Consider the following 23478-nt stretch of genomic DNA (forward strand, 5'->3'; position numbering starts at 1 on the left):
ATCACCCAAAGCGGAAAGTCCGGACACCAGAATCAGGTCTCGGATTGATGAGTCACCCAGTGTTTCATCTCTTCGGCAATGAAGTGGTTTACCAGGTCGCTGTACATCTTTTCGATTGCATCCGGGTTCAGGCCCTCGACCTCGGCCCACTCGCGACGTGTCGCCAGCATGGCCTTGAAACGCTCCGGAGCACGCACCGAAGTCGCCGAGGTCTTGAACTTCGAGGCAGCCAGCACGTAGTGAAAACGCTTGCCTAACAGCTTGATAACGACCTGATCAAGGGCGTCGATTTCGCGTCGGATGTCCTCCATGCCCGCACAGTCTGCGGGTTGCAACTGATTGATGACTTCCATGCAGGTGACTCCGTTTGTTGAAAAAAATGGCGAGCCTTCGGAAGAGGATCGCCGCGGCATCTACGTGCGTGATACAGCCAAAACACCATAACATCCATTGTCCGCTGCACGAGGAGCGGTCTCATCCCCGAGCATTCACGCTCATACCTGATCCATCGCCTCGGGCACCCCCCGATCCTCCCCCAGGAACCCGCCACTCTGATGGTGCCACAGCCGCGCATAGAGGCCGTTCCTGGCGAGCAATTCGGTGTGGGTGCCCTGTTCGATGATGCGTCCATCGTCCATGACAATGAGTCGATCCATCGCCGCAATCGTGGACAGCCGATGGGCGATGGCGATGACGGTTTTGCCCTTCATCATTTCATCGAGGCTTTCCTGAATGGCCACTTCGACTTCCGAATCCAGCGCGCTGGTCGCCTCGTCAAGTAGCAGGATCGGGGCGTTCTTGAGCATCACTCGGGCAATGGCGACGCGCTGACGCTGACCGCCCGACAGTTTGATGCCGCGCTCGCCTACCAAGGTGTCGTAGCCGGTGTGTCCCTGGCGGTCGCTCAGTTGGCTGATGAACTCATCGGCCTGGGCATTGGCCGCGGCACTGTGGATTTGCGCATCGGTCGCATCGGGGCGACCGTAGGCAATGTTGTCGCGAATGGAGCGGTGCAGCAGGGACGTATCCTGGGTGACCATGCCGATCGCGCTGCGCAGGCTGTCTTGTGTCACGTGCGCAATGTCTTGCCCGTCAATGCGAATCTGCCCGCTGTCGACGTCATAGAAGCGCAGCAGCAAGTTGATGAGCGTGGATTTGCCTGCGCCGGAGCGGCCCACCAGGCCGATTTTTTCGCCCGGACGAATGTTCAGGCTCAGGCCATCGAGCACCTGGCGTTCGCCATTGTAGTTGAAGCTCACGTTGTCGAAGGTCACCGCTCCGCCCGAGGTCACCAGAACGCCCGCGTCCGGCGCGTCCTGCACCTTGGGGCCGCGGGTCAGGGTGGCCATGCCATCCTGCACCGTGCCGATCCCCTCGAACAGCGAGGTCATCTGCCACATGATCCAGTGCGACATGCCGTTGATACGCAACGCCATGGCGGTGATTGCCGCCACGGCACCTGCGCCGACATCGCCTTGGTGCCATAGCCACAGGGCATAACCGCCAGCGGCCATGATCAACGCCACCACCAACGCCTGGTTGACGATCTCGAATTGGCTGACCAGACGCATCTGGCGAAAGCCGGTTTGCTTGAAGTCCTCCATGGCCGCGCGCGCGAAGTGTGCTTCACGATTGGAATGGGAGAACAGCTTCACGGTCGTGATGTTGGTGTAGGCATCGGAGATGCGTCCGGTCATCGAGGAGCGCGCGTTGGCCTGTTCCTGACCGACCTTCCCCAAGCGGGGGACGAAGTAGAGCATGGCCAGCCCGAACAACACGATCCAGGCAACGAAGGGCAGCATCAGTTTCAGTGCGAAGCCGCCGGCCAGTGCGATGATCGCGATGAAGTACACCCCGATTCCGGGTGCGATCTCGATCAGGGTGAACAGCACGTCGCGCACGGCCAGGGCGGTCTGCATCACCTTGGTGGTGACCCGGCCGGAGAACTCATCGGAAAAGAACGAAAGGCTTTGCCGCAGCATCAGGCGGTGGAAGTCCCACCGCAGCCGCAATGGCAGATTGATCGCCAATATCTGGTGTTGCACCATGGTACGCAACGCCACCAGCCCGATGCTGGTCAGCATCACGATGCCCATGCCCCACAACACGCGACTTTCCTGCGCCGCCGCCTCACCACCGGCCTGCCAGGTCGAGAGCAGGTCCACGACCTGGCCGAGGAAAGAAAACAGCCAGGCTTCGTAGATCGATACCGCGGCACTGAGCAGCGCAAACGCAAGAATGTAGCCGCGCGCACCCCGGGTGCATGCCCACAAGAACCGAGCCAGGCCGTCGGGTGGTGGCGGGACCTCGTCGGGCGGGAAGGGGTCGAGTCTTTGTTCAAATACGCGAAGCATGGTGGTCACCGAAACGATCAAGTTCAGGGATTCTGACACCAGGGACCGCTCAATGGCCAATCAGCACAAGACAGGTCTTGATTCGACACCGCTTGTGATTCTGTGACATTACCTCCTTGGCAGGGTAATAATTTGTGATCCCGGCCTGGCAGCAAAGACCACTCTTTCGGGCTTTATGTCCCGCTACAACGTATCCATGCACTGGAGTCAAGCTACCCATGGAAGCCAACCGATTCGGTGACATCGCCGCGTTTGTCTGCGCTGTGAAGGCTGGAAGTTTTACCTCCGCGGCCGCTTCACTGGGTCTGACCCGATCTGCTGTCGGTAAAAGTATCGTTCGTCTTGAAGGCCGGATGGGAGCACGGCTTCTGAATCGCACGACGCGCAAACTGAGCCTGACCGACGAGGGGCAGGTCGCCTACGAACGCTGGAAGCAGATTCTCGAGGATCTTGATGAGGTGGATGCAACCATGGCCTTGCGCCGTGGACGGCCGACCGGCACTTTTAAACTCACAGCGCCCCTTTCCTTCGGTCAGCGCCATATCCTGCCGATTCTGGATGCTTATCTGAAACAGTGGCCTGAACTGCGTGCGGACGTCTGGTTTACCGATCGCTTTGTCGACCTCGTCGAAGAGGGTGTCGACATCGCCATCCGCATTGGCACGCCCAAAGACGATTCACAACTGTTGACCAGAACCGTGGGTTGGCAGCAGTTCGCAACATGTGCCTCGCCCTCGTATCTGGCCCGTTGCGGTGTACCGCAAACGCCTGCAGATCTTGTAGGGCATGACACCATCGCGTTCATCAGTGGCCAGGCCAGTGTCTGGCGTTACCAGACGCCCACCGGCCTTTATTTATATGAACAACCCGGGCGGCTGAACATCGACAGTTCTGAAGCCATGCGCGAAGCGGCGCTGACGGGCATTGGCCTGATTCACTTGCCGACCTATATCACCGGTAACGACTTGCGCGACGGAACGTTGGTGGAAGTACTCAAGCCTTATCGAGCAGCGCCCGACCCCATCCGGGTTGTCTACCCGAGCAAGCGTCAGTTGTCGCCGCGTGTCCGCGCATTTATTGATCTGTTGATCGAGCGTTGGGAATCAGGAGTGCCTTGGGAAACCTGAGCATATTGGGGACTCATTGGACCGTGTGATGGTCTGCCGGTGTTGTTTATCCGGTTTGAGGATTCAATAAATATGTCAGTCATCGTCACTCACCGAGACTGCCATCATGACTATCGCCACCCAACTCTCGCCACAAGTGCAACCTGCCGCCTTACCGACCGCCGATCCTTCGCTTGAGCGTCACCCTGGTTTTCGACGCCTGTTTCAACCACAGACGCTGACGGTTGGCCTGATTTTGCCCCTCGAAACCCATGCTGGCCGAGCGGCACCCACCATGCGTGGTCACGTGGAAATGGCGCAACGCGCGGAGGCGCTTGGTTTTGGGGCGCTGTGGATGCGTGACATTCCTTTCTACGATCCGGATTACAACGATGTGGCGCACATCTTTGAGCCCCTGGTTTACATCGGCTTCCTGGCCGCAGCTACACGCAGCATAGTCCTGGGAACCACCGGCATCGTGCTGCCTACCCATGAGCCTATGTATCTGGCCAAGCAAGCGACGTCCCTGGATCAGTTGAGCGAAGGGCGCCTGGTGTTGGGGTTGTCCTCGGGTGATCGATACAGCGACTACCCGATGCTGGGTATCGATTATGAAACCCGTGGTGATCGCTACCGTGATGCCTTCTCGGTGTTTCGCACTTTGATTGAGCAGGACTTTCCGCGCTTTCGCTCTGAGCGATTCGGCGGCTCGCCTGGAAACCTCGACCTGGTGCCGAAAGCGCCGTTTGGACGCGTCCCTTCAATCGCTGTCGGCCAGGCGCAGCAGAGCATTGAGTGGCTGGCTGAACACCTTGATGGCTATCTGGCCGGCGTGCAAAGCCCCGAGCGGTTGGCATCGTTGGGCGAGAGCTGGCACGCCAGAGTGCGTGAAATCGAAGGCCGAAATGCTTTCAAGCCGTTAGGGCTAGGCGGCTATTTCGACCTCAGCGACAACCCGGACCAGCCATTCCAGCGCATCCAGGGAGGCTTCCGGGCGGGGCGTAACGGTCTGCGCAATTACCTGGAGCAAGCGCAGGCTGCCGGGATTTCGCATATCGCGCTCAACCCCAAGGTCAGCCGGCAACCCTACGGCGAGATTCTTGACGAGCTCGCTGAGCACATCTTGCCGTTCTTCCCGTCGCATGTTTGAGGTTTGGCCCACCCTCGGAGGATCGATACATGTCATCTCTTTTTGAGTCTTACGATCTGGCGGGTCAGCGACTGTCCAATCGCATCGTCATGGCGCCGATGACCCGCGCCCGCGTCAAGGACACCGTGCCGTCTGCGGATATGGCGATCTACTATGCCCAGCGCGCGGGAGCAGGCCTGATCATCACCGAAAGCGCCCAGGTGTCGGCGCAGGGGCGTGGCTACCTGTACACCCCGGGGATCCACACACCCGCGCAGATTGAAGGCTGGAAACGCGTCACTGACGCGGTTCACCTTGCCGGGGGGCGCATTGTCATTCAGCTCTGGCATGTGGGGCGGGTCTCGCACTCGTCCTTGCTGGAGGGAAGGGCACCGGTTGCACCTGTGGCGGTGTCTGCCGCGCAAACGTTGGTACACGCTTATGACAATGAAGGTCAGCCTGCGCAGGTGCCGGTGAGCGCGCCCGTTGCTTTGGATGCCGAGGGTATTCGACAGGTCATCGCAGACTTTCGACTGGCCGCAAAAAATGCCATGACCGCGGGTTTTGACGGCGTCGAAATTCATGCGGGTAACGGCTACCTGTTTGAACAGTTCATCAACGGCGGCTTCAACACCCGTGAAGACCGTTACGGTGGCGCCACAATTGCCAATCGCTTGCGTTTGTTACTTGAAACGGTCGACGCGGTGAGTGCACAGATCGGCCGATCGAAGGTGGGCGTGCGCATATCGCCTTTTGCGCGGCTGGCCGATCTGCACGCGTTCGATGAAGAAGAGGCAACGTGGCTTGCACTGGCTGGAGCCCTGTCCCAACGCGAGATCGCTTATCTGCATGCCAGCCACTTGGGCACGCCAGACTTTCAGAAAGCCATCCGCGCGGCTTACTGCGGCACCTTGATCCTGTCGGGCGGGTTCACCCACGTAACCGCGCAACAAGCCATCGATGACGGGTTGGCAGACCTGGCGGTTTTCGGTCGACCGTTCATTGCCAACCCTGATCTGGTCGATCGCTTGCGGCATGGCTGGCCATTGGCCGAAGCAGGTCGTGAAGCGTTTTATGGCGGCGGCGCTCAAGGCTACATCGATTATCCTGCTTACGCGTCGCAAGATGCGCAGAAGGCATTCTAGGGATACCGCGATAGCGGTGTGTCATCCCCTGTCTTTCTTGTAGGACAACGAAACAACCGCCGTCGGCAGTGCACGTCAGAAGAAATTGATTTCGTAGCCGAATCGTGAGGCTGCATTGACGATGTGCTGCCCCATGATCTGACGTGCCGCCGTCGCGTTCCGGTCGGTCAAAGCCTGCACGAGGTCTTCATGCTCACCGCGTGCCGCATGCGGAATGTTGCTGAACACCGGGCCTCGTCGCGCAAAGTTCATGGTGATCAGTGCCCGCATCGGCTCGAGCACCGTGCGAATCATCGTCTCGAGATAGTCGTTGCCAGACGCTGCGGCCACAGCCCGATGGAAGTCGAGGTCGGCATTGACAGTGTCCAGCGTCGGTTCGCCTACGTACTGCATTCGCAGGACCGCAGCCTGGATCATTTTCAGCTTTTGGGGCGTCATGTGCGACGCCGCCAGCGCGGCAGCCTGGCTTTCCAGTACGGCCCGCACTTCGAACATGTTGCGCATCGTATTGTCACCGTCAAGCAACGGCACGTTCTCGCGCTGGGGGGAAGGCTCCGGCGATTGGGTCGCGGCCGAGACGAATACGCCAACGCCCTGGCGAGACTGGATCAGCCCCTGCGCTCGAAGCGTCGCGATCCCTTCCCGTACGACGTTCCTGCTGACGCCGAAGTTTTGCGACAGAAACTGCTCGGTGGGCAAACGGTCGCCCGGCCGCAGACGTCCCGATGCAATCTCGTCGCTCAACGAGCGGGCGATGTGCTCGGCAAGATGAGGTCGCCGCGCTACGGGTTGTACATTCATTTCACTCATGCGTGTTCATCCGTTTCACTTGTCTTCTTAATCTACATCAGCCGACTTGTTCTCGTCAGTTAAAACTGAATTTCATTAACTGTATAAAATAAAAAACACTTTAATAACAATAAGTTAAGTTTGATCTAGGCCAAGGTCCGACGTAAGGCAGCAGTTGTTCAGTTGAAGGGCAACAGAACGTCATGTACGTTGTCCTCAGTCTGATGTAGGCGAACCCCCCAAAACGCCGCATCACCTTCGCAACCTGCTTGAGGCGCAGCCTTATGAAAATTGCCAGCATTGAAACCATTCCGCTTCGGATTCCCTTCACCACGGGCGGGCGGTCGGCCGGCGGAGTCTGGGGGCCGAAAGACCTTCAGATGGTCGATTCCCTCGTGGTTAAAGTCACCACGGATGACGGTATCGTCGGTTGGGGCGAGACCTTCGGTTTCACCGCGATCCCTGCAGTGAAAGTCGTGATCGACACGATCCTTGCGCCCGAGCTGATCGGCAGTGATGTCACGCGTCGCGAGAAATTGCAGGGCGATCTGCAGAAGAAGTTCCACGTCTTCGGTCGCAGCGGTGCGTTCATTTATGGTCTGTCGGCGATTGATATCGCGCTCTGGGATATCGCTGGCAAAGCGGCCGGTAAACCGGTCTACCAACTGCTGGGCGGCAGCGAGGCTACTTCACTCGCGGCGTATGCAAGCTTGATCCGCTATGCCGACCCCGAGCTCATTCGCATCAATGTGCAGCGCGCGGTCAACAGCGGTTTTCGACACTTGAAGCTGCATGAGGTTGATGTCGATGTCATCCGTGCCGCGTGCGAAGCCGCGGGTCCTGGCGTGGAAATCACGCTCGACGTCAACGCCCCGTGGACGGTGCGCGAAGCGCTCGATATGACCGAGAAACTTCGCCCGTTGAACCTGCGCTGGATCGAAGAACCGGTGTGGCCGCCGGAAGACTATTCGGGTCTGGCGAGGGTACGTCAGCAAGGCGGCATTCCGGTTGCGGCCGGTGAGAATGCGTCGACGCTGATGGACTTCCAGCATCTGCTTGAAGCCGGTGCAGTCGACTTCATTCAACCCAGCCCGGCAAAAATGGGCGGCATCACCGAACTGCAAAAAGTCTACGCGCTGGCCAATGCCCACGGCGTCACCGTGATGGTCCACGCCTTTTATGACGGCCCAGGCCTGCTGGCCGCCGTGCATGGAAGTGCCGCCCTCGGCGGTGCGAAGTCACTGGTCGAATGGCGTTACTTCGATCTCGAAGCGCAGCTCTATGGCGACGCCATCATTCCGCGCAATGGCCGTATCGACGTACCGCAAGGGCCGGGGCTTGGCATCGAGCCGGACCAGGACGTCATTCAGGACTACCGCTTCAAACCCTGATCGCAAAGACCGCCAGGTCATTGCCTCGTTTGATCGACGCCAATGCGGCCGCCGCCGTGTCGGCCTCGATCAGCCACGACGACATTCTTGATAAAAATAAATACGAGGATTGAGCACATGTTAGACAGGATCGTAGGGCCAATCTTGCCCGTCGCCTTTGTGATTGCGCTTGGCTATATCGCCGGCAAGCGCGGACGGCTTACCCATTCGGACAGCCTGCTGATCAGCCGGTTGGTACTCGGCTGGATATTCCCGGCGCTGCTGTTTGTCGGGATGGCGAGTACGCCCCGTGAGCAGTTGTTCGACTTCAAGTTCGTCGTGGCCACGTTCATCGGCATCATGGGCATGTACACGATAGCGCTGGCGATCGGCTGGTTCACCACGCGCAATCTCAAGGTTGCAACGCTCAAGGGCTTCGTCAACGGTTACCCGGACGCGGCCTTCATGGGCATCCCTATTCTCGCGACGATGTACGGGGCCGGCAGCATCTATTCAGTGCTTGTGCTGAATCTGGTTGCGAGCCTGGTCATGATCCCGCTGACGACCATGTTGCTGACCATCGCCGATGGAAAGGGCAGTGGCGCCCAGGCGTTCGTGTCGAGCCTGTCGGGAGCGGTACGCCGTCCGCTGATGTGGGCGCCGGCCCTTGGCATACTGATCTCACTGCTGCAGGTCAAAATGCCGCCCATTGCTGTGGAGTCACTCAACCTTCTCGGCAAGGCGACGCCTGGCGTCTCCCTGCTGTGCCTGGGACTGATCATGTCGTCCGAGAAACTGAAAATGTCGGGTGAAGTGTGGGGCAACCTCGGGCTCAAGCTGTTTATTCACCCGGTGTTGATGTTCGCCGCCACTGTATTGCTGGGCACACATGGACTTTACGCCCAACAGATGATCCTGCTTTGCGCGCTGCCGTCGGCGACGATCCCGGCGATGTTTGCGAACCAGACGGGCGCCTATCAGAGTGAAGCCGCGACCTCCATTCTGGTCAGTACGGTGCTGTCGATCGTGACTTTTTCTTTCGCGATCTACCTGATTGATGGAGGACTGGCCGCAGCCTGATTGTCGATTCCGGATGGCGGGGTATGAGGCACTCGTGTCGAAATACCACGCCTGGTTTTGTTCCGCCAGTCACAGGCCGGGACTAACTTCTGAAAGCTCGGGTCTCCCTGAGGATTCTGCCGGCATCTTGTGCGGGAGGAAGCCCGAACACCCGCACGTAATCTCGGCTGAATTGCGTCGCGCTTTCATAGCCGACCTCGAAGGCCGCAGCCATGACGCTCTTCGCGCTGGCCACCATCAGGGTTCTGGCCTGGAGCAGGCGAACCCTTTTCTGGTACTGCAAAGGGCTCAAGTTGGTGACCGCCTTGAAGTGGCGATGAAACGCCGAGACACTCATCGACGCGCGTTCCGCCAGGCGCTCGATCCCGATGGGTTCAGCAAAGTCACGGCGGATCCATTGGATAGCCATATTCACTCGGGCCATGGCGGTATCCGGCGCTGCTATATCCCGCAGCATCCAGCCATGGGGCCCCTTGAGGACACGGAACAGAATTTCACGTTCGTATACCGGGGCGAGGGCGGCTATGGCATCCGGGTCGCCCATCAGCCGCAGCATGCGCACCCACGCATCCATCAGCTCGGTCGTGACCGACGCCACTGAAAACCCGGCATTGTTTTCGTAGCGTGCGGCAGGTTTGGGCAGGTCGGCGAACAGCGTGGACAACACTGCAGGATCAAGCGTCAGGCTGACCGCCAGATACGGCTCTCCTGACACCGCTGGGTGCACCGACCCCACCGCTGGCAAGCCAATGGACATGACGAAATAGGTCGCCGGGTCATACCGCAGCGTCCGGTCGCCCACCGTCATGCTTTTGCTGCCTTGCAGGATCAGGTTGATCATCGGGTCATAGACCGCCGCCAGCATGTGCTCGGGGATTTTGCCCTGGACCATGGCCACTCGCGGGATGCCCGTTTCAGTGCGGCGATTTTCAGCCTTGGCCGCTAGCGACCTGAGTTCATTCAATTGATTGTCCATGCGCAGCATGTTGCGGGCGGAGCACGAAGCCGTGCAAGCAAAAAGCAGAAACAGGCAGGTTTCGAGCAGGAACGGGTACGTCCCTGGCGAGAACGATGAGTACTGTGGAGGCACGTTTGAACCACAGGGGAAATTTGATATGGGCGTAATCGTCATTACTGGCGGCAGCCGTGGCATCGGTGCGAGTACAGCCGAACACGCGGCTCAACGAGGTATGGGGGTCATCCTGACCTACAACTCTGACCCCCAGGCGGCCGCTACGGTCGTGGGGCGCATCGAGCGACACGGTGGCAAGGCTGTTGCGCTCAAGCTCGATGTGTCTGATGTCGGCAGCTTCGAGGCATTTCGGGAGTCAGTGCGCCTGGCCCTGGGGGAAACCTGGGGCTCCACCACGCTGAGCGGCCTGGTCAATAACGCGGGCTACGGCCTGTTCAACCCCTTGGCAACCGTCAGCGAAGCGCAGTTCGATGGCCTGTTCAATGTCCACCTCAAAGGCCCGTTTTTTCTCACCCAGGCTTTGCTGCCCTTGCTGGCGGAGCACGCCAGTATCGTCAATCTGAGCAGTGCCACCACCCGCGTAGCCACTGCCGGAGTGGCACCCTATGCGGCGTTCAAGGGCGGGCTCGAAGTACTGACCCGTTACATGGCCAAAGAGTTTGGCGAACGACGCATCCGTGCCAATGCCGTGTCCCCCGGCGCTATCCGCACCGAATTGGGTGGCGGTCTGAATGATGAATTCGAGGCAATGTTGGCGGCGCAAACGGCGCTCGGCAGGGTCGGCGAGCCGGAAGACGTCGCGCGAGTGATCGCCATGTTGCTGTCCGAGGAGGGCGCCTGGATCAATGCCCAGACCATCGAAGTCGCAGGCGGCTACAACATCTGAACAAGCGAGGGTTTGACATGCTGGATCATATTTTCCTGTCGGTGAGCGCCATCGCACGTTCCATGAATTTCTACGAGGCTGCCCTGGTGTCATTGGGTATCACCGCACGCTTGCAGTATGACCCCGATTACTACGCCGCCAATGTGCTGGACCCGGATGGGAATAGCCTGGAATTTGTCTACAAAAAAGGGCAGCACGTCCAATGAGCACACTTCTGATCTACGGAGCGACAGGTTATACCGGTCGCATGGCAGCAGAACACGCGAAAGCGCTGGGTCTGAACTTCGAAATCGGCGGGCGCAGTCACTCGCCACTCGCGACACTCGCCGCACATCTGGACGTGCCTTTTCGCGTATTTGAGGGCCCGGATGCCGAGAATGCCTTGTCTGGCATCACGGTATTGCTGAACTTCGCGGGGCCATTTGCGCAAACGGCAGAGGCGTTGATGCGCGCCTGCATCAAGGCCGGGATCGACTATCTGGACATTACCGCCGAGATCAACGTTTACCGGCTGGCCGAAACGCTGCACGTTGAAGCGGCCAGGGCACAGACCCTGTTGTTGCCAGGCGTCGGCTGGGACGTTGTCCCTACGGACTCGCTGGCGGTGCACGTCGCTCAGCGGGTCCAACAGCCTCGCGCTCTGAACATCGCGCTTCAGGTCCCAGGGTCGATGTCCCGTGGCTCGGCCAGGAGCGTCAGCGAAATCATCGGTGCCGGCGTGCTCGCAAGGGTCGATGGCGAACTCGTTGCAACGCCTGAGGCCCAGCCACGTCACTTTGATTTTGGTGAGGGACCGGTCCTCTGCGCGCCGCTGTCTTTCGGTGACCTGGTGACGGGCTGGCATTCGACTGGTATCCCTGATATTGCGATGTTCGTGCATCTCTCTGGCGATGCGTTCCCCGAAGGCGACCTGTCGCTACTTCCTGATGGCCCCACCGCAGAGGAAAGGGATGGCCATCGGGCACGTGCGGCGGTGGAGGTTACAGGAGCAGACGGCGTCATCGCACGTTCGGTCATTGAAACGATGAATGGCTATTCCTTCACGCCACTGGCCGCCGTCGAAGCAGCGCGCCGGGTTTTGAATGGCGAACGGCGGCCGGGTTTTGCAACCCCGGCGCAGGTCTTCGGTGGTGGATTTGCCCAGAGTATTGCCGGGACGGTGATTACCGATCTCCAGGACCGATAACTGTTGCTCAAGAGGCTGTCGTCAGCTCACTGACAGGGCTCATTACGGGCTGGGGAGACCTGAATCTCGCCGCGTCCCGCACAGGCGGCAGCCCGAACAGTCGCGCGTATTCGCGATTGAATTGCGAGGCGCTTTCATAACCCACCTGGTAGGCGATGGACGTGGCATCCAGCGTATCGAACAGCAGCAACCAGCGCGCCCTCAGCAAGCGCAAGCGCTTCTGGTATTGAATCGGGGTCATGGCCGTCACGGATTTGAAATGCCTGTAGAAGGCTGCAACGCTCATGTCGGTCATGACCGCGAGGGGTTCGACGCGAAAAGGCTCGGTGTAGTGCTCACGTATCCACTGGGTGGCACGGCGGATCTGCGTCATCCGGCCATCTGGCCGTGCAACGTCACGGAGAATACCCCCCAGGGGGCCCTGCAAGGCGCGGAACAAGATCTCACGTTCAATCATCGGGGCGAGTAGTGCAGCCTCGTGCGGTCGATCCATCAGCCGCATCATGCGTAGCCACGCGTCAATCATTTCAGCAGACGCGAGCACGGCTTCAAAACACGAATTTTGCGCTGCCCGTGGCGCTTTGCCTTCGTCCATCAGCAGTGTAGCGATCACGTCGGGGTTCAGGGTCAGGCTGATCGCGAGATAGGGCTGATCCGCGGCGCTGGAGTGAATCTGGCCCGTAGCGGGTATATCGACAGGCACCAGAAAATAGCTGCCGGCCGTGTACCGGGAAACCTCTTCCCCTATCGACAGGGTCTTGGTGCCCTGGAGCACCAGATGCAACATCGGCTGATAAACCTGAGATGCACAAGCCTCGGCCCGGACCATCGCCACCCGGGGCAATCCGGTTTCCGTCCACTTGTCTTGCGCGCGCATCACGATACTGCGCAGTTCTGCCATCGACTTTTCCATGCTGCCCACCGTGGGCTAAATGCCGGGGCATAGCAAGCCAGCTGAGAAGAATAGGCAAGGATGCGCGAGTAACCGGCAAACGTCCGCCCCTTCGTTGCCGGAATACTGATGACACGAGGTTCGTTGCATTCCCGTTGTTGACGCGATAGCAGCGAACGCTCGATGCGATATCACTTAACTTAAAGAAGGTCACTTTATGAAGCTCGTAGGAAAAATAGCGGTTGTCACTGGTGCGTCCAAAGGCATAGGTGCCGGTATTGCCAAGGCACTGGGTGCGCAGGGCGCAACAGTCATCGTCAACTATGCCTCGAGTAAGGGCGACGCCGATGCGGTGGTTGCTCACATTGCGGAGCGTGGCGGCTCAGCCTTCGCCCTACAGGCTGATATGAGCCAGGCGGCCGATGTTGTGCGCCTGTTTGACACGGTCCGGACGAAGTTCGGGACCTTGGATGTCCTGGTCAACAACGCAGGTGTCGCGGTGTTCCAGATGATCGATGACCTGACAGAGGAAGCCTTCCATAAGCAATTCAATCTGAATGTGTTGGGTTACCTTCTCTCGGTGCGAGAGGCTGTCAAACTGCTGGGACCCAAGGGGAGCATTATCAATATCAGCTCAATTCTCAGCACCGATCCCTACCTGGCTTCGAGTGTGTACTCGGCGACCAAGGGCGCCGTCGATACCTTGACCCTCGCATTGGCCAGGGAGCTGGGGCCGCGTGGCATCCGGGTCAACGCCATCCGGCCCGGGCACACGAACACACCCGCGACAGACGGAAATTTTGCCGGTGAGTTGGGCGTAAAACTTCTCGCGGGAACTCCGTTGGGCCGCTTCGGCGAGCCCGAAGATATCGCACCGTTGGCCGTGTTTTTGGCGTCCGACGACTCGCACTGGGTGACAGGCGAATCCATCAGGGCAGCCGGTGGAGTTCGCGGTGTTGGTTATTGACACGGCTGATTGAACCTACACAGAGACATCAACGCTCCCGCAGCATCGAGCTTCGCCTGGCATTCCGGTGTCGCATTGGCGATCTCGATCCTGCCGGCGGCACACGCTTGCAGAGAGCGGTAAAGCATTGCCATAGCGTTGGTGGTGTTCAAGCCAGGCAGATCAGTTCTCAGGGGAAGTGTCTGAGTCTTGACTGGGTTCAGCATCCAGTTTCAACCGGTCAGCCTTGCTGATGTATTTCGACTTGCTTTTCGGTGCCAGTTTGGCGCTGGCCTTTTTGGCGTGAGCCTTTAATAACTGCTTTATTTTTTTTTGACGATTCATGTTTGTACCCGGCTTGTCAGTTCTTCAATGATGACAGAGGTTTGCGTGCGAGGCCCAGGGAGTGAGAGGGCTTCGTCGCGTCTTCGAGCATGTTAAAGCTAGCGCCAGCGTTGCCGATATCCCCAGCCATAGACTTGCGTACCACCGGTACGACTGTAATGACTGACCTTGCGACCCATGCGCTCTGCTGCCCGGCCGCGTCATTTAAGGAAAAGTGACTGTGATCATTGGTATCGACCTGGGCACCACCAACAGCCTCGTGGCTGCCTGGGATGGCGAACGTGCCCGAATACTCCCCAATGCCGTGGGCAACCTTCTCACGCCGAGCGTCGTTGGCCTCGACGACCATGGCCAACTGGTGGTCGGGGATATCGCCCGCGAGCGGTTGCACACCCACCCGCACCTCACCGCGTCTCTGTTCAAGCGCTACATGGGCAGCGCCCGTGAAACCCTACTCGGCGGGCGCGCCTACCGCGCGGAAGAACTCTCGGCGATGCTGCTGCGCAGTCTCAAGGCCGACGCCGAGCGTGCCTTGGGCGAGCCTGTTCACGAAGCGGTGATCAGCGTGCCTGCGTATTTCAGCGATGCTCAGCGCAAGGCTACGCGTATCGCCGGCGAACTGGCGGGGCTGAAAGTCGAAAAACTGGTCAACGAACCCACCGCCGCAGCCCTGGCTTATGGGCTTCAACAGCGAAACGAGGCGACCTTCCTGGTGTTCGACCTCGGCGGTGGCACCTTTGACGTGTCCGTCATGGAGCTGTTCGAAGGCGTCATGGAAGTTCGCGCCAGCGCGGGGGACAATTTCCTTGGCGGTGAAGACTTCGATGACCTGCTCGTGGAGTTTTTCATCGCTAAAATCGGCGCCGCTGACCTGCCAGACACGGCCCTCCCTGCCACCGCACAGCGGTTGCGGCGAGAAGCGCAGCGGGTTCGCCACGCTCTGGGGCAGGCGCAGCTCGCACGCTTTACCCTTCGCGAGCAAGCGCGTGAGTGGAGCATTGAACTGACCCAGGCCGACCTTGCGGACATCGTCCGTCCCTTGCTGGACCGCTTGCGCGCCCCGATCGAACGCGCGCTCCGCGACGCCCGGATCAAGGTCGCGGACCTGAACGAAATATTGCTGGTCGGTGGCACAACGCGCATGCCGCTGGTGCGCAAGCTGGTCGCGGCGCTGTTCGGGCGAATCCCGGCGATGCAGCTCAACCCGGACGAAGTGGTCGCGCAGGGTGCGGCCATTCAGGCGGCGCTACTGGCGCGCCATGCCTCCCTTGAAGAAGTGGTGCTCACCGATGTGTGCCCTTATACCTTGGGAATCGAGACGTCGGTGCAGGCAGGTGCCGGTTTCCAAAGCGGCCACTACTTGCCGATCATCGAGCGCAACACCGTGGTGCCGGTGAGCCGCTCCCGTACGGTATCGACCCTCAGTGACAACCAGAAGGTGGTCAACCTCGGTATCTATCAGGGCGAAAACCGCTTGGTGAGTCACAATATTTTCCTCGGTGAGCTGGAAATCTCCGTGCCGCCGCGCAAGGCCGGTGAAGTCACCCTGGATGTCCGCTTCACCTACGACAACAACGGTTTGCTCGAAGCCCAGGTGCACCTGCCGATCAACGGCGAAACCCGCCGGCTGGTCATCGAGAACAACCCGGGTGTACTGGCTCCAGAAGAAGTCGCCCAGCGTCTGGCTGCCCTCGAAGCGCTGAAAGTGCACCCCCGCGATCAGCAGATCAACACCCTGCTGCTGGCCCGACTGGACCGCTTGTATCAGGAAAGCCTCGGCGATGGCCGGCAGTTTATTGCCGGGTTGGCGAACCATTTCCAGCAAATGCTCGACACTCAGGACGAACGCCAGATACGCGAAGCCCGCAGCGACATTACTCAACGCCTTGCTCATTTCGAGCGAGAGGGTTAAGCGACCATGAACCACTGGCAATTGCTCAGCCTTACCCCGGATGCGGACGAACGCAGCATCAAGCGTGCCTATGCGCGGCTGCTCAAAACCCACCGCCCGGACGAAAACCCCGATGAGTTCCAGCGCCTGCGTGAAGCCTATGAAGCCTCGCTGGCCGAGGCTCGCTGGCGCGCGCAGGCGGATGAGGAAGTTGTTGAGGCCCCGATCGCCGTCAGCGCGCCAACCCCTGAATGCCCCCAGCCAGCGGAAGTCTCCCCGCTAGCCATCTCCTTGGAACGCCTCGATATCACATCGGCCATCAGCCCACCGGAACCGTCCATGGGGCAAATGCAGCAGTGGTTGGCCGAGGGTAAAGACCGTCAGCTCGTGGACGCGCTGCGCGTTTGGATGGCCAGCGACTGGCTAATACCTTTCGAGCGCCGCCAGCAATTCGAGCAGAGCGTACTGGATTGGCTCGAATCCGCCCCGCAATGGTCGCCAGCCTTCTTCGATGGCGTGTGCAAGGTCATGGGGTGGGACGAGGCCCAGGGCACCCTTCCTTGCGAGTATTGGCGTTGGGACAGACTGATCCGACGGTGCGAGGTGCAAGCCATGGAGGAGACCGTACGCGGCGATCTGGCCAGATTCGACGCCGATAAAATCCATGGGCAGGCGGCCGCCTTGCTGCTCAAACCCATGAGTGACCACCGCCGTCGTGGAATGGCCGACTACTTTACCGGCCTCGACTGGCAACGCTTTACGCAGCTCGCTCAAACCATCGAATACCAATACCCCGAGGTGCCCCAACGTCTTGGGCTGCAACCACTCGACAACTGGCGGGACTGGTTGCCGGCCTCAAGCTATCGAGGGGTCTATCTTTTCCTGTGGCTGACGCTGTCCGCTTTGGTTGTTTCTTCCTTGCTTGCTGTGCCGGCGAAAAGGAATGGGCTGGCCTCCGTGGTTATACTGCCGCTGATGATGCCGGTATTGATGTGGTTCGGCATGAAGGCCTACCAGTTTTGGGCCATGGTGGCCGTGGCAGCGGGGCGGCTGGATGTGCTGCTTAGCCGATGGTTGCTCCCGCGCCGTTGGTACCGGCAAGGCGCCGGGCTCCTGGTGCTTCGACACATACTGCCCAGTGCAGTGCCCGCAGCCTTGGCGTGCGCCTGGTCCGGTAATGTGCCGTGGCTGCGGTGGGTCAGCCCGGTGGTGGTGTTCCTCGGCACGATTTATTTCACGAATTCAGCGCTGAGTGGCGGAAAGGTCTCGCTGGGCGCTCGGGCATTGCGAGCAATCAAGCTGAAGGTCGGGCGGTTGCCCTGGCACATGCTCAAGCGTGAAGGCATCCTGGTTCTGATGGCCGTGGCGGCGATGGCGGTCTGGATACATTTGCATCTGAAGGCTGTTGTTTAGGAGGGGGCGCCAATGGGTGCGTGGCGTCGATCACTTGTGATCCACTGATCGCGCTGCTTCCGTCCCTGGAGGTCCGAATGCCGTCTATCACCACGCGCCTGGTGGCGCTGTTGGTTCTTTGCCTGGCGCTTGAAGTGCCAGCCCAGAACAACGCCTGTCCGGCTGGCGAGAAACAAGTGTGCCTGGACGGCTGCATCTGCCTGCCAGACCTCGGGCAGGTGCTCGGCCCCGTGCCTGACGGCATCTATCAGATCGCGGCACCTGCCCTGGCGCTGTGGCTGACCCAGGCCCGCGCTGAGGCAGCCAACGCCGGCCTTCAACCCATGCCACCGCACATCCGCGAGCAACTGCTGCGCTGGTACGCCCCTGGCATTCTCGATACCGCGCACTACAAAGTCAGCGACATCGGCCAGTTCAGCGCCGCCACTGCCATGCTGCAAAACCCCGATGTGGGTGCCGTGACGCTGATCGACATCATCCTTTTTCGGGATGCCCAGACCGCAGAACAGAACGTCGTGCTCTGGGCTCATGAACTCAAGCATGTGCAGCAGTTTCAGGAATGGGGAGTAGAAGGTTTTGCCCAGCGCTATACACAGGATTTCAATGCGGTGGAGGCGCCGGCTTATGCCATACAGGCTGAGGTCAGACGTTTTGTGCGCGAAGGGAATGATCACGAAAACCCGGCACATCCTCGATGACTTCCCCGGCAGACAAACGTACTCTTGCTGATCCGCTTCTCAAGACAAGAATAAAACCAGGAGTCATTGATGCAACCAATCCGTCTCGGTCTGGTGGGCTACGGCAAGATTGCCCAGGATCAACACGTTCCCGCTATCAACGCCAACCCTGCCTTCCAGTTGGTCGCTGTCGCAACGCAAGGGCAGCCCTGCGCCGGGGTAGAGAACTTTCAGTCTCTGGGTGAGCTGCTCGAAAACGGTCCGCCGGTGGATGCAATTGCGTTTTGCACACCGCCGCAAGGACGATTCGCGCTGGTGCGACAAGCGCTGGCCGCCGGCAAACACGTGCTGGTCGAAAAACCGCCGTGCGCCACCTTGGGCGAAGCGATGGCGTTGGTGAATCAGGTCGGTGAGCAAGGCGTCAGCGGTCTGTTTGCCTGGCATTCACGCTACGCGCCCGGCATCGAAGCCGCCCGTGACTGGCTGGCCACCCGCACCCTGCAAAGCGTACAGATCGACTGGAAGGAAGACGTGCGCAAGTGGCACCCCGGCCAGGCATGGATCTGGCAACCCGGCGGCCTGGGCGTCTTCGATCCCGGCATCAACGCCTTGTCGATTGCCACCCATTTGCTGGCGCTGCCGCTGTTTGTCGAGTCTGCCGAACTGCGCGTCCCGAGCAACTGCCAGTCGCCAATCGCCGCGTCCATCAAAATGTCCGACGCGCGCCACCTCGATGTCCGCGCGGAGTTCGATTTCGACCACGGTCATGACGAACTCTGGAGCATCGAGATTCGCTGCACCGAAGGCATCCTGCGACTGGACAACGGCGGCGCACTGTTGAGTATCGACGGCGTGCGCCAGGCTGTATCGGAGGAGGGCGAGTACGCGGCGGTGTATCGACATTTTCAGCAGCTGATTGGCGACAAGGCCAGCGACCTGGATCTCCAGCCGCTGCGCTTGGTCGCAGACAGCTTTTTTGTCGGGAGCCGGATGTCGGTTGAGCCGTTTTATGATTAGTGGCGGCATGGGTGAGTGAGTGTTTTTGGGCGATTGTTGTCTGACACCAAGGACAGCCATCGACCCATAGTTGACGTTCAGCAACTGCAAAATTCAGCCAAGAGATGCCTCGGGAGAAAGAAGTCTGGCTTGGCTGTGCCGGACCTTGCAGCAAGCTCCGGGCTGTCGGTCCTCGACTCTCTCCCACAAGGGATGCCGGGATTTACCATCCCTTGGATTACCAACGCCAATATCGTTCCCATGCTGATTGTCGGTTGCGCCGTGGCGCTGGTTTCTTTCGCCGACACCGACCTACTGTCTCGCGTCTACGCGGCGCGGACCAGAACCTACGTGGATGTGAGCTTGGCCGACATTCTGGTCGAAGTGGAAGAAACCCAGCGCGCAGCGGGCATCACATTGTGCGTGACCGAGATGAAAGACCCCAGTCAAGGTGAGTTCAAGCGATTCGGGGTTTACACGTCACTGGGGGAGGCACGGATTTTCCCACGCTAGACGATGCCGTTGGCAGGTATGTGCAGAGTCATCCGGTTGATCTGGCGGATTGGGAGAACGAGGGGGCAGTGAGTGGTGCCGCCGTTGCAACCGGATGACGCGGCTATCAAAAAAATGCGCAATCTCGGGCCCCTTGCCCCCCGGCTCAATAAGCATCGTGTAAATTTGAAACTGTAGCCATTGAGCATAGGACGCGAGGCACAGGCTCGATAGTCGGTAAAGCCGCCATTCGAATAATAAAAAGAACACTGATGCGCCCAGGAGATATGCCATGAGATCGCAACCGGTCCAGCAAAAATCTCAGCAAGCAGGATTACAGAGCGTTTCTGTCACCGACGCCAATGTGCTGGCGAACTCTTTGTCGGAGTGGCAGCAAGAGTACCTGCAGATAAGCCCGGGGCAATTCGCAGGTTCGGTCACTGAAATTTCCGTGGGTGTGGTGCAGATTTTCCGTGAGGTGATGAATCAAGCGGTGGATCAACATGGGCAAACCCTGCCTGGCAAGTTTGCCTTGGGCATTCCCATCGCGTTGCGCGGCCACGGTTACTGGTGCGGTAAAGAGCTCGATTGCATTGATTCCGTGTTCTTTCTCCGGCCGGATTCCGAACTCAAATTCAAGACCCCCGGCTATTCGGATATTTATGGTGCATCCGTCGATGTTGAAGCCTTCAGGAAATACTCGCTGGATGATGAGTTTGATGACAAGAGTGTCATCGCGCTGACCAAGGAAGTCAGTGCACTGGCGCCCGAAAAATGTGCAGCCTTCCGGCAAGGCTTTGATAACTTTTTCCGTGCCGTCGAGGACAACCCTTCAATTCTCGAATCGGCGTCAGCCAAAAAACAACTCACCTTCGACATCATGCAATTGCTCCTTGGCATGACAGCAGACTTGCCCGTATCGAAGAAATCTCACGCAGAGCAGTTCATTCATCGCCATGTTGTAGACAGTGCACGCAATTATATTCTTTCAAGAAAAAGTGAAGCGTTAACGGTGACCGATTTGTGTGAGGGGCTGCGCACCAGTCATCGTTCGCTGCATTATGCCTTCAACAAAGTCTTGGGTATCAGCCCCGTGACTTATCTGCGCTACATACGTTTGAACGGCGTCAGGGCGGAACTTGTCTCCAGCGATAAGCCAACCTTGATTAGTGAAGTGGCCGCCAATTGGGGCTTCTGGCATATGGGCATGTTCAGCGTCTATTACAAACATCTGTTTGGCGAACGGCCGTCCGAAACACTTAAAAACCATCGTTCGACGGTAATTACTTAATACCTGATTGTGAAACAGCATGCCCGGGGACACGACCCGGGCATGACGGGATTTTTTTGTTCAAAAAAACCGGAGGACATCATGAGTAAGTTGAACGGGAAAGTGGCCTTGATTACCGGGGCTTCAAAAGGAATGGGGAAATCTCATGCCAGCATCTACGCAAAATATGGGGCCAGCTTGATCCTGGTTGATCTTGATGAGTCTATCCATGAAGTGGCAGCAGAGATTCAAAATACCTACGGCGTGGAAGTACTTGCGCACGTCGGTGATGTGACCGATCCGCAGGCCATGCGCCTGATTGCCGAAAAAGGCATGCAGCGTTTTGGCCGCTTGAATGCGCTGGTCTGCAATGCCGGCGTTTGCCGACTGGCGAAGTTTCTGGATTCCAGCGATGCCGATCTCGACTTGCACATCAACGTTAACGTCAAAGGTGCATGGCATACCGCCCGGGCGGTTCTGCCGCACATGATCAACTCCGGCGGCGGTGCGGTGGTCGTCATGTCGTCCGTCACCGGTGACCTGACGGCCGATCCGGGTGAGGTGGCCTATGCCTTGTCCAAGTCCGCGCTGATTGGCTTCACCAAGGCGCTGGCGGTGGAAATGGCTCCCCATCACATTCGGGTCAATGCCATTTGCCCGGGCTTCATATGGACACCGATGGCGGAGCAGGTCGCCAGGCAAGTCAATCCGGACGATCCGAAGTCGGTTCTTGATGAACTGGCCACAGCCATTCCCATGAAACGCCTGGGCAGGCCCGATGAAGTCGGTGAGTTGTCGGCATTCCTCGCGTCCGACGAGTCCAGTTACATCAACGGTGCGCAAATCGTGATCGATGGTGCCAGCACGCTGCCTGAGACAGTCAGCATCGGGATGTAACCCACGTTGGGTTTTCAGCAAGGACGCTACTGCATCGACCCATTGGCGTGATCCATAACAATAAAAGAGTGGAGCTTTTGTGATGACAGAGCTAACCGAATCCCTGCATGAAGAGGCGCCTATAGTCAGTGAAAAGCTGAAGGGCAACCTGGGTACTTATCAGATCGCATTGTTGGTGATTGCCGCCGCCGCACCTTTGGGCGCTGTTCTCACAGCCGCGCCCATCGGCTTTCAACTCGGCAACGGTCCGGGGCTGGCCGGAACATTTTTGGTGGCCGGATTCTTGATGGTTTGTTTCTCGGTCGGCTATGGCGAGTTAATTCGCGCGATCCCGGGTGCAGGCGCGTTTTACAAGTATCTATCGGTGGTGTTTGGCCCGCGAGTTGGCGCGGGCGCGGCATGGGTAGCATTGGCGTCCTACCTGGCAATTACCATTGCCCTGGCCATTGTGTCGGGCTACTACACCAATTTGACCTTGCAAACATTTGGCGTGGATATTGGCTGGACGTCATGGACATTGTTGCTCATGGCGCTGACATCTTATCTCGGCCGGGCGAACATTGATTTTGCCGCGAAGATCCTGGTGCCATTGGTGCTTGCTGAGTTCTTCATGCTGTTTCTGCTCGGTATCTCCATTTTCATGGATAAAGGCCTCGCTGCGTTTCCAGTTGAAGCGGTATCGATTGATGCAATAACGTCGCCCGGCCTCGGGGTCGGAATGATGGTCGCGCTGGCAGCGTTCCTCGGTGTCGAGTCCGCAGCGCTGTATGCGATGGAAGCCAAGCGGCCGGAAAAATCCATTCCGGGTGCCACGCGTCTCGCAGTAGCCTTGGTGGCTGTCGCTTACTTTGTGATTATCTGGCTGATTGTAGGTGGCATCGGGGTAGAAGCGATCAAGGGCGAAGCGGCATCGGCGCAAGGCGAACTGATCATCAACCTGTTCTCGACACGCCTGGGAGGCACAACGGCCACCCTTGTTTCGATCATGCTGTGCACCAGCAATTTTGCCTGTTTGTTGTCGCTGCACAACGCGGCCACTCGCTACGTGCATGTGCTGGCCAAAGATAAACATTTGCCGCGTGTGCTATCGAACATTCATCCGCAAAAAAACTCCCCGGCCAATGCGAGCCTTCTAGTAACGGTGGTGGTTGCTGTCTGCATCGCCGTCCCATCGTCGCTGGGTTACGACGCGTTTGTCTTCCTTTTCCCGGTGACGCTGGCTTTGGGAACGATTGGGCTCATCGGGCTTCAGGCATTCATTTCGCTGGCAGTGGTTGCCCATTTCAAGAAAGTCAGCTCTCGCAAGTATCTCAAAGTCTTGGTCAGCCCACTGGTTGCACTGGCGGGGCTTAGCGTGGCGGTTTACTTGATCTATGAGAACTACGGGCTGCTGACCGGCAGTGAATCCGCTTGGGTGAACGGAACGCCATTACTTCTGGTGGTGCTGTTCTTTTACGGCGTGATTAAAGGCCGTTCAAAGAACAATTAATTCAACAGTCCGTCGGACGCTGTAAGCACCGCATTAGTGCAGGTTGCTCTTTGATAGTGCGAAGTGATGACTAAAGTCTGGATAACTGGAACGCGCAGGAGGGTTGCCGACCTGACCGCAGCGTTGCCGGATCATTTATCCGCTGTGCCTTG

At 58.8% G+C, this 23478-nt stretch carries 22 protein-coding genes and 1 pseudogene; 17 read left to right on the top strand and 6 right to left on the bottom strand.

The window, feature by feature from the left end:
- Window positions 1-32: 32 nt before the first annotated feature.
- Window positions 33-353 (bottom strand): isochorismate lyase, encoded by a 321-nt coding sequence (locus ACM6I5_RS18295; RefSeq protein WP_017338313.1) that lies wholly within the window; start codon window positions 351-353, stop codon window positions 33-35.
- Between the two features lie 141 nt (window positions 354-494).
- Window positions 495-2354, bottom strand: coding sequence for an ABC transporter ATP-binding protein (locus ACM6I5_RS18300; protein WP_031318803.1), 1860 nt, complete (start codon window positions 2352-2354; stop codon window positions 495-497).
- Between the two features lie 218 nt (window positions 2355-2572).
- Between ACM6I5_RS18300 and ACM6I5_RS18305 the strand changes: the two genes are divergently transcribed.
- The 3 genes from ACM6I5_RS18305 (at window position 2573) to ACM6I5_RS18315 (ending at window position 5734) form a co-directional block, all read left to right on the top strand.
- A complete protein-coding gene (locus ACM6I5_RS18305; RefSeq protein ID WP_017338316.1) occupies window positions 2573-3481 on the top strand; it encodes a LysR family transcriptional regulator in 909 nt (302 codons plus the stop codon).
- Between the two features lie 106 nt (window positions 3482-3587).
- Window positions 3588-4610: an LLM class oxidoreductase gene (locus tag ACM6I5_RS18310; RefSeq protein ID WP_414884348.1), complete on the top strand. Its 1023-nt coding sequence runs from the start codon at window positions 3588-3590 to the stop codon at window positions 4608-4610.
- A 29-nt stretch (window positions 4611-4639) separates the two neighbouring features.
- Window positions 4640-5734 (top strand): alkene reductase, encoded by a 1095-nt coding sequence (locus ACM6I5_RS18315; RefSeq protein WP_414884349.1) that lies wholly within the window; start codon window positions 4640-4642, stop codon window positions 5732-5734.
- Window positions 5735-5809: 75 nt separating this feature from the next.
- Here ACM6I5_RS18315 and ACM6I5_RS18320 read toward each other — a convergent pair whose 3' ends face one another.
- Window positions 5810-6544, bottom strand: a complete 735-nt coding sequence (locus tag ACM6I5_RS18320) for a FadR/GntR family transcriptional regulator (protein WP_017338319.1) — start codon at window positions 6542-6544, stop codon at window positions 5810-5812.
- A gap of 263 nt (window positions 6545-6807) precedes the next feature.
- Between ACM6I5_RS18320 and ACM6I5_RS18325 the strand changes: the two genes are divergently transcribed.
- Both ACM6I5_RS18325 and ACM6I5_RS18330 read left to right on the top strand, forming a co-directional pair.
- Window positions 6808-7914 (top strand): mandelate racemase/muconate lactonizing enzyme family protein, encoded by a 1107-nt coding sequence (locus ACM6I5_RS18325; RefSeq protein ID WP_414880023.1) that lies wholly within the window; start codon window positions 6808-6810, stop codon window positions 7912-7914.
- 117 nt (window positions 7915-8031) lie between these two features.
- A complete protein-coding gene (locus ACM6I5_RS18330) occupies window positions 8032-8973 on the top strand; it encodes an AEC family transporter (RefSeq protein ID WP_414884350.1) in 942 nt (313 codons plus the stop codon).
- Between the two features lie 82 nt (window positions 8974-9055).
- On the opposite strand, the gene ACM6I5_RS18335 is transcribed toward ACM6I5_RS18330, so the two are convergent.
- On the bottom strand, window positions 9056-9949 hold the full coding sequence (locus ACM6I5_RS18335) for an AraC family transcriptional regulator N-terminal domain-containing protein (protein ID WP_414880131.1): 894 nt from the start codon (window positions 9947-9949) through the stop codon (window positions 9056-9058).
- Between the two features lie 139 nt (window positions 9950-10088).
- Here ACM6I5_RS18335 and ACM6I5_RS18340 point away from each other — a divergent pair, with 139 nt between their 5' ends.
- The 3 genes from ACM6I5_RS18340 to ACM6I5_RS18350 are packed head-to-tail and all read left to right on the top strand — an operon-like array spanning window position 10089 to window position 12018.
- Window positions 10089-10832: an SDR family NAD(P)-dependent oxidoreductase gene (locus ACM6I5_RS18340; protein WP_017338324.1), complete on the top strand. Its 744-nt coding sequence runs from the start codon at window positions 10089-10091 to the stop codon at window positions 10830-10832.
- A gap of 17 nt (window positions 10833-10849) precedes the next feature.
- A complete protein-coding gene (locus ACM6I5_RS18345; RefSeq protein WP_017338325.1) occupies window positions 10850-11038 on the top strand; it encodes a hypothetical protein in 189 nt (62 codons plus the stop codon).
- Entirely contained in the window at window positions 11035-12018 is a 984-nt protein-coding gene (locus tag ACM6I5_RS18350; protein ID WP_414884351.1) for a saccharopine dehydrogenase family protein, read from the top strand. Before ACM6I5_RS18345 ends, ACM6I5_RS18350 begins: the two co-directional genes overlap by 4 nt.
- Before the next feature lie 7 nt (window positions 12019-12025).
- Here the strand turns inward: ACM6I5_RS18350 and ACM6I5_RS18355 are convergent, their stop codons facing one another.
- A complete protein-coding gene (locus tag ACM6I5_RS18355) occupies window positions 12026-12919 on the bottom strand; it encodes an AraC family transcriptional regulator N-terminal domain-containing protein (protein ID WP_414884480.1) in 894 nt (297 codons plus the stop codon).
- 208 nt (window positions 12920-13127) lie between these two features.
- Here ACM6I5_RS18355 and ACM6I5_RS18360 point away from each other — a divergent pair, with 208 nt between their 5' ends.
- Window positions 13128-13877 (top strand): glucose 1-dehydrogenase, encoded by a 750-nt coding sequence (locus ACM6I5_RS18360; RefSeq protein WP_414884352.1) that lies wholly within the window; start codon window positions 13128-13130, stop codon window positions 13875-13877.
- Between the two features lie 162 nt (window positions 13878-14039).
- Here ACM6I5_RS18360 and ACM6I5_RS18365 read toward each other — a convergent pair whose 3' ends face one another.
- The gene (locus ACM6I5_RS18365; RefSeq protein WP_017338329.1) at window positions 14040-14201 is read right to left on the bottom strand and encodes a DUF2986 domain-containing protein; all 162 of its coding nucleotides are present in this window, start codon (window positions 14199-14201) and stop codon (window positions 14040-14042) included.
- A gap of 220 nt (window positions 14202-14421) precedes the next feature.
- On the opposite strand from ACM6I5_RS18365, the gene ACM6I5_RS18370 reads away from it, so the two are divergent.
- The 8 genes and pseudogenes from ACM6I5_RS18370 (at window position 14422) to ACM6I5_RS18405 (ending at window position 23326) form a co-directional block, all read left to right on the top strand.
- Complete coding sequence (locus ACM6I5_RS18370; RefSeq protein WP_414884353.1) at window positions 14422-16113, top strand: Hsp70 family protein; 1692 nt, start codon at window positions 14422-14424, stop codon at window positions 16111-16113.
- A gap of 6 nt (window positions 16114-16119) precedes the next feature.
- A complete protein-coding gene (locus ACM6I5_RS18375; RefSeq protein ID WP_414884354.1) occupies window positions 16120-17505 on the top strand; it encodes a J domain-containing protein in 1386 nt (461 codons plus the stop codon).
- A gap of 77 nt (window positions 17506-17582) precedes the next feature.
- On the top strand, window positions 17583-18203 hold the full coding sequence (locus ACM6I5_RS18380) for a DUF4157 domain-containing protein (protein WP_414884355.1): 621 nt from the start codon (window positions 17583-17585) through the stop codon (window positions 18201-18203).
- Window positions 18204-18272: 69 nt separating this feature from the next.
- Window positions 18273-19199, top strand: a complete 927-nt coding sequence (locus ACM6I5_RS18385) for a Gfo/Idh/MocA family protein (RefSeq protein ID WP_414884356.1) — start codon at window positions 18273-18275, stop codon at window positions 19197-19199.
- A 129-nt stretch (window positions 19200-19328) separates the two neighbouring features.
- A pseudogene (locus tag ACM6I5_RS18390) lies at window positions 19329-19535 on the top strand (sodium-independent anion transporter); the annotation flags it as partial.
- A gap of 427 nt (window positions 19536-19962) precedes the next feature.
- Window positions 19963-20961: a helix-turn-helix domain-containing protein gene (locus tag ACM6I5_RS18395; protein WP_017338335.1), complete on the top strand. Its 999-nt coding sequence runs from the start codon at window positions 19963-19965 to the stop codon at window positions 20959-20961.
- Between the two features lie 42 nt (window positions 20962-21003).
- The gene (gene ucpA / locus ACM6I5_RS18400; protein ID WP_238588298.1) at window positions 21004-21837 is read left to right on the top strand and encodes an SDR family oxidoreductase UcpA; all 834 of its coding nucleotides are present in this window, start codon (window positions 21004-21006) and stop codon (window positions 21835-21837) included.
- 82 nt (window positions 21838-21919) lie between these two features.
- Window positions 21920-23326 (top strand): APC family permease, encoded by a 1407-nt coding sequence (locus ACM6I5_RS18405; protein ID WP_017338337.1) that lies wholly within the window; start codon window positions 21920-21922, stop codon window positions 23324-23326.
- The last annotated feature ends 152 nt before the right edge of the window (window positions 23327-23478 follow it).

The organism is Pseudomonas sp. IT-P171, assembly GCF_949767765.1.
In the GTDB taxonomy this organism is placed as follows: domain Bacteria; phylum Pseudomonadota; class Gammaproteobacteria; order Pseudomonadales; family Pseudomonadaceae; genus Aquipseudomonas; species Aquipseudomonas fluorescens_B.

What these genes read in the sequence shown, in the direction of transcription:
- ACM6I5_RS18350 (WP_414884351.1), top strand. Translation starts at nt 11,035, where the DNA reads ATGAGCACACTTCTGATCTACGGAGCGACAGGTTATACCGGTCGCATG.
- ACM6I5_RS18365 (WP_017338329.1), bottom strand. Translation starts at nt 14,201, where the DNA reads ATGAATCGTCAAAAAAAAATAAAGCAGTTATTAAAGGCTCACGCCAAA.
- ACM6I5_RS18395 (WP_017338335.1), top strand. Translation starts at nt 19,963, where the DNA reads ATGAGATCGCAACCGGTCCAGCAAAAATCTCAGCAAGCAGGATTACAG.
- ACM6I5_RS18310 (WP_414884348.1), top strand. Translation starts at nt 3,588, where the DNA reads ATGACTATCGCCACCCAACTCTCGCCACAAGTGCAACCTGCCGCCTTA.
- ACM6I5_RS18380 (WP_414884355.1), top strand. Translation starts at nt 17,583, where the DNA reads ATGCCGTCTATCACCACGCGCCTGGTGGCGCTGTTGGTTCTTTGCCTG.
- ACM6I5_RS18320 (WP_017338319.1), bottom strand. Translation starts at nt 6,544, where the DNA reads ATGAGTGAAATGAATGTACAACCCGTAGCGCGGCGACCTCATCTTGCC.
- ACM6I5_RS18335 (WP_414880131.1), bottom strand. Translation starts at nt 9,949, where the DNA reads ATGGACAATCAATTGAATGAACTCAGGTCGCTAGCGGCCAAGGCTGAA.
- ACM6I5_RS18315 (WP_414884349.1), top strand. Translation starts at nt 4,640, where the DNA reads ATGTCATCTCTTTTTGAGTCTTACGATCTGGCGGGTCAGCGACTGTCC.
- ucpA (WP_238588298.1), top strand. Translation starts at nt 21,004, where the DNA reads ATGACGGGATTTTTTTGTTCAAAAAAACCGGAGGACATCATGAGTAAG.
- ACM6I5_RS18340 (WP_017338324.1), top strand. Translation starts at nt 10,089, where the DNA reads ATGGGCGTAATCGTCATTACTGGCGGCAGCCGTGGCATCGGTGCGAGT.
- ACM6I5_RS18385 (WP_414884356.1), top strand. Translation starts at nt 18,273, where the DNA reads ATGCAACCAATCCGTCTCGGTCTGGTGGGCTACGGCAAGATTGCCCAG.
- ACM6I5_RS18375 (WP_414884354.1), top strand. Translation starts at nt 16,120, where the DNA reads ATGAACCACTGGCAATTGCTCAGCCTTACCCCGGATGCGGACGAACGC.
- ACM6I5_RS18360 (WP_414884352.1), top strand. Translation starts at nt 13,128, where the DNA reads ATGAAGCTCGTAGGAAAAATAGCGGTTGTCACTGGTGCGTCCAAAGGC.
- ACM6I5_RS18300 (WP_031318803.1), bottom strand. Translation starts at nt 2,354, where the DNA reads ATGCTTCGCGTATTTGAACAAAGACTCGACCCCTTCCCGCCCGACGAG.
- ACM6I5_RS18405 (WP_017338337.1), top strand. Translation starts at nt 21,920, where the DNA reads ATGACAGAGCTAACCGAATCCCTGCATGAAGAGGCGCCTATAGTCAGT.
- ACM6I5_RS18355 (WP_414884480.1), bottom strand. Translation starts at nt 12,919, where the DNA reads ATGGCAGAACTGCGCAGTATCGTGATGCGCGCGCAAGACAAGTGGACG.
- ACM6I5_RS18305 (WP_017338316.1), top strand. Translation starts at nt 2,573, where the DNA reads ATGGAAGCCAACCGATTCGGTGACATCGCCGCGTTTGTCTGCGCTGTG.
- ACM6I5_RS18295 (WP_017338313.1), bottom strand. Translation starts at nt 353, where the DNA reads ATGGAAGTCATCAATCAGTTGCAACCCGCAGACTGTGCGGGCATGGAG.
- ACM6I5_RS18330 (WP_414884350.1), top strand. Translation starts at nt 8,032, where the DNA reads ATGTTAGACAGGATCGTAGGGCCAATCTTGCCCGTCGCCTTTGTGATT.
- ACM6I5_RS18345 (WP_017338325.1), top strand. Translation starts at nt 10,850, where the DNA reads ATGCTGGATCATATTTTCCTGTCGGTGAGCGCCATCGCACGTTCCATG.
- ACM6I5_RS18325 (WP_414880023.1), top strand. Translation starts at nt 6,808, where the DNA reads ATGAAAATTGCCAGCATTGAAACCATTCCGCTTCGGATTCCCTTCACC.